This is a genomic window from Gynuella sp., assembly GCF_050297175.1.
Taxonomy (GTDB): domain Bacteria; phylum Pseudomonadota; class Gammaproteobacteria; order Pseudomonadales; family Natronospirillaceae; genus Gynuella.
Genome location: NZ_JBNKSF010000041.1, coordinates 99,637 through 108,407 on the forward strand (window position 1 = coordinate 99,637; position 8,771 = coordinate 108,407).

Genomic DNA, 8,771 nt, shown 5'->3' on the forward strand with positions numbered 1-8,771 from the left:
TGGTGGTTCGGCTTTAAAATAAAACACATCAAATCGATTTCCCACCAGCTCTGAACGTCAATACACTGAAGATCAGACAATCAGCCTGCCACTTGGGGTGTTTCTACGACAAAAACGCTTCTCAGAAGCCATGCCTGTTGATCGAAATAATTGCCAGCAATTAGCGACATCATGAACGGAACGAGGCTATATTGCCAAACCGCTATGCACGTTCGACACCCATTGACAACAGTCAGTACCATCAGGAAACAAAAATGATCTCTGTAATCTCTCAACACCATACCGCTCATAACCCGGCGTTTGAGTTTTATCGGGGCGAGAAGGTCCCCTGCTTTGAATCGCCTCAGCGTCTGGAGTTTGTTATTCAGGCACTGCAAGCCAGAGGTCATGAGATTAAGATCGCAGAGCAACAGGCTGATTCCATATTGACAACAATACACAGTCATAGATATCTGCAGTTTCTGGCATCTGCCTGGGATCAGTGGACTGCCCTTGCAGCAGATAACGCTGACAAACAACCATTTCCGTCCGTCTGGCCCATTCGCAGTCTGCGCAGCGATATCGAGCCAGACAACTTCATTGCCCGTTTGGGATTTTATTCCATGGACAATGGCACCCCCTTGGCCGCAGGAAGCTGGACTGCTGCGAAAGCCGGGGCCGATGCTGCCGTTAGCGCGGCCGATCTGTTAAGTAATGGTCATTCCAGCGTATTTTGTGCCACCCGTCCACCCGGTCATCATGCCGGGCCGGATTTTATGGGCGGATATTGTTTTCTGAATAATGCCGCTATCGCAGCACAATCACTGCGTCACCAAGGCTGTCAGCGGGTGGCCATCATTGACGTTGATTACCATCACGGCAACGGCACCCAGACTATTTTTTATGATCGGGCAGATGTTCTGTATATCAGTCTGCATGGAGATCCGGTTACTGAATATCCGTTTTATCTTGGTCATGCAGATGAAACCGGCAGAGGAGCTGGTCAAGGATACAATCTCAACCTGCCAATGGCCGCCGGAACCGATACGGTTACATGGTTTGCAGCACTGGATACAGCCTGCCGTCAAGTGCTTCGGTTTAAACCCGACGCCCTGGTCATTTCACTGGGAATGGATACCTTTGCCGATGACCCTATCTCTCAGTTCACATTGCAGTCAGATGACTTTTACCGTATTGGCAAACACCTGGCAGCCCTGCGGCTCCCCACCCTGTTCATCATGGAAGGAGGCTATGCCACAGCCGCATTGGGCAATAACACTGTCAATGTACTGGAAGGCTTTGACAATGCCTGAATCACTGACCGTTCAGATCAACCCGGTACCACTTCATCGAGCTTTCTGACTGCGCCTTCATAAATCCAGCGTAGCGACTGCTTAAGCTGACGTATGGTCTGACCTCCCAGAGGTTCCGGTAAAGCCATTGCCAGCTTGGTCGTTGCACCCGCAGATTCGCACATGATGATGGAAATACTCTGAAACACCTCGATTTCTTCTGGTGTCGGCATCCGTGCTCCGAGTTTCCCCATGGTTTCGGCAATCAGTTCCGCGGTACGAATAGTGTCCTGGGTATTCAGCTCACGCAGTTCAGGCGCAGCAGCAACACATGCCCAAACCTCAACAAAGGCCTGTTGTTCCCGCTGAGCCATTACCATCAGATCAACCATTCCGTCGATTAACACACCGATATCATTATCGTCACCCGACTGAATACGGGCCAATTCTGCTTCCAGGTGTTCATAGACCTCATCGGTATAGCGTGACCAGATTTCATGCACAATCGAAAGCTTGGTTGGAAAGTATTGATACACAGAAGCAATCGGCATGTCTGCCTCACGGGCAATCTCTCGCATGGATATCGCCTCATAACTTCGCTCAGACAGCAACTTGAGGGTTGCTGCCACCACGGTTTCAAATCGGACAATACTGCGTTCCTGCTGAGGAACCCTCTTCAATCGTTTGTTCAAATCTTTGCTTGACAACTAAATGTCCTCGTGATCAAAATGCCAATTAAAACATGATCAATGCTCATATTAATGCATTGTAACAACAATAAATCCTGGTGACACAGGCTACCGGAATATAAAAAAGCACGCTATGAGTAGTAAGCATTCTTCTTTACCTCCGCCAACCTTGACTCATCCTTCAGATGTCAGTCGTTATCATATATTGGCCGTAGATCTTGGCACCTCAGGCTGTAAAACTGCAGTCGTGCGATTGGACGGAACGGTGATTGGTTTTGCGGCTAAACCCGTGGCCATGCATGTGGTTGCCGAGGTTGGCACTGAGCAGAACCCCGAAGACTGGTGGCAAGCCTTCCTGCAGTCAGCACAAGAAGTGTTAAAACAAACCCAGGTGGACCGGCAATCAGTGGTTGCTGTTGTCTGTTCCTGCCAAGGAGAAGGCACCATTCCGGTCGACCGTTCAGGGACTCCGTTAACCCACGCCATGCTGTGGCTGGACATGCGCGGCAGAGCTGCTGTTCATCGTCTGGTAAAAGGAAGGCTTCCTTCCATTGCAGGCTACGATCCAATCAAACTTTGGCGTTGGATACGTCTCACCGGGGGTGCACCTGCGCTGTCCGGCAAAGACCCTATCGGCCACATGGCATTTATCCGCGAATCACTGCCTGGTGTGTACGAAAAAACCTATAAATTTCTCAACGTCCTGGATTTCATGAACCTCCGCCTGACAGGCGAGATGGTGGCCACTGTCGACTCCTTGCTCACTTCATGGGTGACCGATAACCGCGATCCGGCACATATTAAAATGGATGACAGACTCATAGCGATGAGCCGCATTGACCGGGATAAATTTCCTCAACTGGTTCGCTGTACGGATCAGATCGGTACGCTGCTACCGGATATCGCCGATGAGCTGGGTCTGTCGCGGCGCACCCGGGTCATAGCCGGTTCAGTCGACAACACCGCATCAGCATTGGGGTCGGGTGCCATTGGTGATGGAGAGTTGCACTTATATATTGGTACTTCATCCTGGGTCGGTGCTCATGTGCCTTACCAGAAAACCGATGTCTTCCGTCAGATTGCGTCACTGCCGTGTGCCCTGCCGGATCGTTACCTGATGATGGCCATGCAATCCGCCGCCGGCTCCAACCTGGCATTTCTGAAAGACAATCTACTGTTTCCACAAGATGAACTGACGACCCGACCAGCCAATGCGGACATTTTTCAGGTGCTCGGGCGCATGGCTGCAAAAACACCCGCCGGCTCTCGCGGCCTGTTGTATTTACCCTGGCTAATGGGAGAACGGACTCCGGTGGATGATCCGAACCTGCGGGCCACATTGATGAATTTATCACTGGAACATACACGGGCGGATATTTTCCGCGCCATCATGGAAGGCGTGGCTCTGAATACCCGATGGATGATGGGTTCAGTACGTAAGTTTTTAAAACAACAACCCAACGAAATGACCGTCGTCGGTGGCGGTGCGCAATCGGGCCTCTGGTGTCAGATTCTGGCCGATACTCTGGATATGGTTATCCATCAGCCGGAACAACCGCTGCAGGCCAATGTCCGAGGTGCAGCATTTATTGCCGGTGTCGGCATCAATGCCATCGACTTCTCAGATATCCAGACCCACGTCAGCAGACAGGCGTCATTTGAACCCAATCCGCAGAATCGCGGCATTTACCAACAACGCTACCAGGAGTTTCTGGCAGCCTATCGGGCATTGCGCCCGGTTTATAAAACAAGAGCAAAGAGAGCAGGCTTATGAATCAGACCCAGCAAATCTGCCAGCAGGTAATCGACACCGCTATTACCCTGGCAAACCAGGGTTTTCTGGCCGGTACCGGCGGTAATCTGGCCCTACGAATTGATGCCGAAACGTTCGCGATCACCCCTTCGGCATCCGACTATTACACCATGACAGCAGATGAAATCAGCGTACTAAAACTAGCCGACCTGTCTCAACTGGCCGGCAGCAAACCCGCATCTGTGGAAAAAGGTCTGCACGCTAAGGTTTTACTGGCCTTTCCTGATTGCCAGGCCAGTATTCATACCCATCAGCCCATTGCCAGTGCCTTCACGTTGCTGAATCAGGCGCTGACTATCAGCGATGCGAAACACCGCACCATTCTTGGAAACCAGGTTCCAATTGCCGGTTATGCACCTTCTGGCACTTCCTGGCTGGCCAACAATGTCGCACGCCTATTACACGAGGATACCCACGCCTGCCTGATGCGTAATCATGGCGTTATCTGCTGGGGCAAAACCGTTGAAGAAGCCTGCCAGGTGGTCACAACTCTGGAAAAGGCTGCCAGGGAATGGTTTCAGAACACACTGCACACACGAACCAGCCGAAGCAATCCGGCACTTATAGATCAGATCCAACAGGCGCTGGCCGGTTAACAAGAGGAATTCATTATGAACATGCAACAGCAGACACCTGATCAATCGTTTGGGATCAGCCACTGGCCAGATACCGATGAAATCTATGCGCGTTTAAACACTCTCGTCAAACAACCGGTCCGCCCTATTCGCCGGGAACATATGGATAAAGTCATGGAGTACTTTGAACAGCGCTGCCAGACTTCCAAACAAATTGCCGAACATGCCAAAACAGTGATTCCGGGTGGCGTACAACATAATCTTGCCTTTAACTATCCTTTCGCCCTGGCCGTCAAGGAGGCTAACGGAGCTCATCTGACCGATGTGGATAATAACCGCTATATCGATTTTCTACAGGCGGGTGGTCCAACACTGCTGGGTTCCAATGATCCGGTTGTACAACAGAAAGTCATTGAAACCATTCAGAACTGTGGTCCGGTTACCGGGTTGCTGCACGAATATGAGGTCAAGCTCGCCGAACTGGTCTGCCGTCATGTTCCATCAGTAGATATGTTCCGCATGCTGGGCTCCGGTACAGAAGCGGTCATGGGGGCGATTCGTCTAGCCCGGGCGTATACCGGTCGCAAGCGGGTGATCAAAATCGGCGGTGCTTACCATGGCTGGAGTGATCAGATGGTTTATGGCATGCGGATTCCAGGCACCGGCCGCCATGAAGCCCATGGGATTCCCCGGTCATCCACAGCGTTCACCCAGGAAAGTTTCCCCAATCATCTGGCGGCCATACGTCGCAAACTGATGTTTAATCGCCTGCGCGGCGGCACGGCAGCCATCATCGTCGAACCACTGGGACCGGAAAGCGGCACTCGACCGGTGACCCGCGAGTTCAACGCCGACCTGCGCCAGCTGTGTGATGAATTCGGTGCTTTGCTGATTTTTGATGAAGTGGTTTCCGGGTTCCGGGTTGGCATGTCTGGTGCCCAGGGATACTTCAACGTCACGCCGGACCTGACTATCTTTGGCAAATGCCTTACTGGGGGTTATCCCATGGCCGGCGGTATCGGTGGCCGTAAGGACATCATGATGGTATTGGCTGGGGGAATCGGGGCCAGTGGCAGCAAACGCGCATTTGTCGGTGGCACATTGTCAGCCAATCCTTTGTCCTGCGTGGCTGGCTACTATGCCCTGGACGAAATGGATAAGCGCAATGCTGCGTTTCATGCCGGCCGTGCCGGTGATCGCCTGACAGCAGGACTGAGCGATATCATCGAACGACTGAAGTTGCCTTACGTAGCCTATAACCAGGGCTCTGTGGTGCATTTGCAGACATCCGGGGTATTGCTGTTAAACGCCCGCAACCCAATCAAACTGTTAAAAGAAGTCAAACCCCGCAAACATCTGATGGAAGAAATGGGCGCGGCCTACATGGCACATGGATTAGTGACCCTGGCCGGCAGCCGCATGTATACCAGCATGGCAGACACCGATGACATCATCGATGAAGCACTGAATCGCTTTGAAGACGTGTTTAAACTGGTCTAATCCGGAGACAGACAACCATGATCACAGACATCACCCAACAGCTGATTCATACTGCTGAGCGATTGCGGGAAAAGAAATTTTTTCGCCAGCCTGGAAACCTGATCTCTGCATTGATTCCCGGTAAAGCCTCATTGCTGTACATCACACCTGAAGGAGAGCCTCAGCCCTGTTCGTTTGCCGACATTGACCGCCAACCGGAAGAATGGCGACAACCACTACAATTACACGCGCAAATTTATCAGTCACGCCAGGATATCGGTGCCATTGCCCGGCTCAGTCCACAATGGTGTCATGCGCTTGCGCAACTTAACGAAGTTATGCCATCAGTGTTTGACGAGCAGGCCCGCCACATTGGTACCTCCTGGTCCCTGAACAGTTCCGAGCAGTTGCTCAAAGTGATTGCCAAAGGTGGCAATTGTGGCACTCTTGGGGAAGATCAATTGGTATTTGGCGTGACTCTGAACCGAATGGTGTTTAATGCGGAGCTGTTCGAAAAATGTGCCATGGCTTACACCCTGGCCCGCGCCAGTGGCAAACCAGTCGGATCGGTTCCCTGGTGGGTACGCCTGATCGCCGGACGCCGGATGATTGCCGATGAAAAGAAAGCAGCAATCAGTCATCAGGCAGGGCAATTGGCAGAAGAGCTACGTGCCTACTGAATGGTTAACTATTTTTGAGTGAGCCGTATAAACATGGCTCACTCTCTTTGGTAAAACATTAACAAACAACTGAACTCAGTTTACGTAAATGCCCAAGGCCATTTGTCACCAATGCCAACGCAGCGGTACCGGCTGCCTTGCACCGTATCCAACCAATCCGCCAGCAAGAATGGCCAGAACACTCTCTCCATCCGGATCTGCTAACGGATTATTCAACCCATAATGGAACCAATTCACACCAGTGACGGCGGCATCGGGGACTCCAACGAGGTCTGGGTAGATAAACCGTCTTAATCTGGGACTGCACCACTTTGCTACGACGTACACGAGTCCGGCATCGGCCATGCGTTGATGGTGGTGGAATGTCAGTTCTCGGGTGTCCCCATCTCCTGTGACTCTGCCTTCGTTGCCGTAGAGGTCGTAGTCTTTACTCCAGATCACCTGGCCGCTGGCGTCGGTGGCCAAATATGTGGGTGTCCTTTTTACCTTGCTCTTTTTACCTTGCTGGCTAAACAGGGGGGCTTGCAATGAGCACTCAAACTCGACACATCAAGGTCAACCAAATTTATTATGATTACAAACCCAAGAACGCCGAACCTTACTCGGTAACGCCGCCGGTGCCCTGGATACAGATGAAGGGTAAGTGGTTGGCCAAAGCGGGCTTTAACATCGATACGCCAATTAAGATTGAGGTTTCCAATGGCTGTTTGGTTTTAACTGCTGAATAGCTAAAATGAAGCCCGGCTCGAAGCCGGGCAATATTTTCAATCAACCGAAGGCCAAGATATATGAACTCCACCTCTCCACTCATTTTTTTTGTAGACGTTGATGATACCTTTGTACGAAGCTATGGAAGCAAGCGTATACCCATACCGGCTACCATTGAACATCTTAAAAACCTAAATACCCAAGGTGCAATACTATACTGTTGGAGTTCCGGTGGCACTGAGTACGCCCGTAATAGCGCGGCTGAATTTGGTATAGAAAGCATATTCACAGGATTCCTTCCTAAACCGAATGTTATGATTGATGACTTACACATCAACGAATGGAGGAACTTAATTCAAGTTCACCCCAACTCATGCGTTTCAAAAACTATGAATGATTACAAGGAAGAGTTAAAAAAATAAGGTAGCAACTAACCAACTACCAAAACAGCTCCTTTCGATTTAGGATCAAAGCCGTTTGGCCACAATGTTTTTTCATCATAAAACGCACCATCCAGCTCAGCTTCATCCAGTCCTAAACATAACATCTTAGCGCCATTCAAGTGTGCATCCTTAAAGTTTGCACCCGTTACATTAGCGCCAGTCAAATCAGAACCAGATAAATCCGCACTACTAAAATCTGTATACATTACTCTAGTGTCTACAAATTTTGCGGACTCTAATTTTGCACCAAAAAAGTCTGACGTCATCAAAGACACACCGCTAAAGTTAGCAGCATGTGCTTTAATATTTCGAAGCGAAGTCCCTCTCAACTCTGAACCTCTAAAATCCGATGACTCCAAATCAAACTCATCAAAAACTGCCCGGTGAAAATCGTAGCCTGAAAGCACACGCGCTTTTAGCGCGCTGCCTTCAATTTCTAGGGTTTTTCCCGTTTCAAAACTAACCGTAACCAAAACAGAAACCTCTAATTAATAAGTTTTAATTTCAGAAAGAGGTATCACATTCGCTTTCTTCGCATTGGTCAATACGCCACCATCTACACCAGGAAGCTGACCTTTTATTTTCCCTGCTATATAAGTGTGGTGACCATCAGTGATGACATTCCCATCCATTTTTATATTCGGAGCTTTTGAAGTGGACAATTTATCGTAATATTCCTGAACTCTTTTTAACTCCACAGCTTTTTGCGAAGCCATATTTTTATCGCCTTTCAAAGCGGCTTTTATTGTGTCTTCAGTAATATCCGAACCTCTAGTTACTCCCTTTGTAGCAATCTTCCCACGCTTCAGAGCCTTAACCAGCTGAACCCCTTTTGAGAAGACTCCGCCTCCCACCACGCCCATGGCTGCAGCTCCCGCAACCTGTCCCCATTTGAATTCATCCTGCACACCTGTGGCGATCAGAACCCCTTGCATCGCTGCATCAATAGCAGCTCCTGCCAGCGCTCCCACGATCAGGTTGACAAACTCCCCATCCGGATCCGTATACGCCAACGGATTATCCAACCCATAATGGAACCGATTCACACCGGTAACGGCGGCATCGGGCACTCCGACCGGGTCTGGGGAGATTAAACCGTCTTAATCTGGGACT

Annotated in this window: 11 protein-coding genes; 7 read left to right on the forward strand and 4 right to left on the reverse strand. The window is 50.3% G+C overall.

Annotated features, from left to right (window positions below):
• Nucleotides 1-254 precede the first annotated feature (254 nt).
• Nucleotides 255-1,292, forward strand: coding sequence for a histone deacetylase family protein (locus ACQY6I_RS17680; protein WP_428242829.1), 1,038 nt, complete (start codon nucleotides 255-257; stop codon nucleotides 1,290-1,292).
• Nucleotides 1,293-1,309: 17 nt separating this feature from the next.
• Here ACQY6I_RS17680 and ACQY6I_RS17685 read toward each other — a convergent pair whose 3' ends face one another.
• On the reverse strand, nucleotides 1,310-1,978 hold the full coding sequence (locus ACQY6I_RS17685) for a TetR/AcrR family transcriptional regulator (RefSeq protein WP_428242830.1): 669 nt from the start codon (nucleotides 1,976-1,978) through the stop codon (nucleotides 1,310-1,312).
• A 115-nt stretch (nucleotides 1,979-2,093) separates the two neighbouring features.
• Here ACQY6I_RS17685 and ACQY6I_RS17690 point away from each other — a divergent pair, with 115 nt between their 5' ends.
• From ACQY6I_RS17690 to ACQY6I_RS17705, 4 genes are read left to right on the forward strand one after another with little or no spacing between them, the layout of a single operon-like run.
• Complete coding sequence (locus ACQY6I_RS17690) at nucleotides 2,094-3,734, forward strand: xylulokinase (RefSeq protein ID WP_428242831.1); 1,641 nt, start codon at nucleotides 2,094-2,096, stop codon at nucleotides 3,732-3,734.
• On the forward strand, nucleotides 3,731-4,369 hold the full coding sequence (locus ACQY6I_RS17695; protein ID WP_428242832.1) for a class II aldolase/adducin family protein: 639 nt from the start codon (nucleotides 3,731-3,733) through the stop codon (nucleotides 4,367-4,369). Before ACQY6I_RS17690 ends, ACQY6I_RS17695 begins: the two co-directional genes overlap by 4 nt.
• Before the next feature lie 15 nt (nucleotides 4,370-4,384).
• Nucleotides 4,385-5,848, forward strand: a complete 1,464-nt coding sequence (locus ACQY6I_RS17700; RefSeq protein ID WP_428242833.1) for an aspartate aminotransferase family protein — start codon at nucleotides 4,385-4,387, stop codon at nucleotides 5,846-5,848.
• A gap of 17 nt (nucleotides 5,849-5,865) precedes the next feature.
• Complete coding sequence (locus ACQY6I_RS17705) at nucleotides 5,866-6,507, forward strand: class II aldolase/adducin family protein (RefSeq protein ID WP_428242834.1); 642 nt, start codon at nucleotides 5,866-5,868, stop codon at nucleotides 6,505-6,507.
• Between the two features lie 105 nt (nucleotides 6,508-6,612).
• Here ACQY6I_RS17705 and ACQY6I_RS17710 read toward each other — a convergent pair whose 3' ends face one another.
• Nucleotides 6,613-6,972 carry an RHS repeat-associated core domain-containing protein gene (locus tag ACQY6I_RS17710; protein WP_428242835.1) on the reverse strand — a complete coding sequence of 120 codons (360 nt, stop codon included), beginning with the start codon at nucleotides 6,970-6,972 and terminating at the stop codon, nucleotides 6,613-6,615.
• A gap of 62 nt (nucleotides 6,973-7,034) precedes the next feature.
• Here ACQY6I_RS17710 and ACQY6I_RS17715 point away from each other — a divergent pair, with 62 nt between their 5' ends.
• Together ACQY6I_RS17715 and ACQY6I_RS17720 are read left to right on the forward strand one after the other, a co-directional pair.
• A complete protein-coding gene (locus tag ACQY6I_RS17715; RefSeq protein WP_428242836.1) occupies nucleotides 7,035-7,235 on the forward strand; it encodes a SymE family type I addiction module toxin in 201 nt (66 codons plus the stop codon).
• Nucleotides 7,236-7,295: 60 nt separating this feature from the next.
• Nucleotides 7,296-7,637, forward strand: coding sequence for a hypothetical protein (locus ACQY6I_RS17720; protein ID WP_428242837.1), 342 nt, complete (start codon nucleotides 7,296-7,298; stop codon nucleotides 7,635-7,637).
• An 8-nt stretch (nucleotides 7,638-7,645) separates the two neighbouring features.
• Here ACQY6I_RS17720 and ACQY6I_RS17725 read toward each other — a convergent pair whose 3' ends face one another.
• Nucleotides 7,646-8,131 carry a pentapeptide repeat-containing protein gene (locus tag ACQY6I_RS17725; RefSeq protein ID WP_428242838.1) on the reverse strand — a complete coding sequence of 162 codons (486 nt, stop codon included), beginning with the start codon at nucleotides 8,129-8,131 and terminating at the stop codon, nucleotides 7,646-7,648.
• A 15-nt stretch (nucleotides 8,132-8,146) separates the two neighbouring features.
• Nucleotides 8,147-8,671 (reverse strand): hypothetical protein, encoded by a 525-nt coding sequence (locus ACQY6I_RS17730; RefSeq protein ID WP_428242839.1) that lies wholly within the window; start codon nucleotides 8,669-8,671, stop codon nucleotides 8,147-8,149.
• Nucleotides 8,672-8,771: the final 100 nt, after the last annotated feature.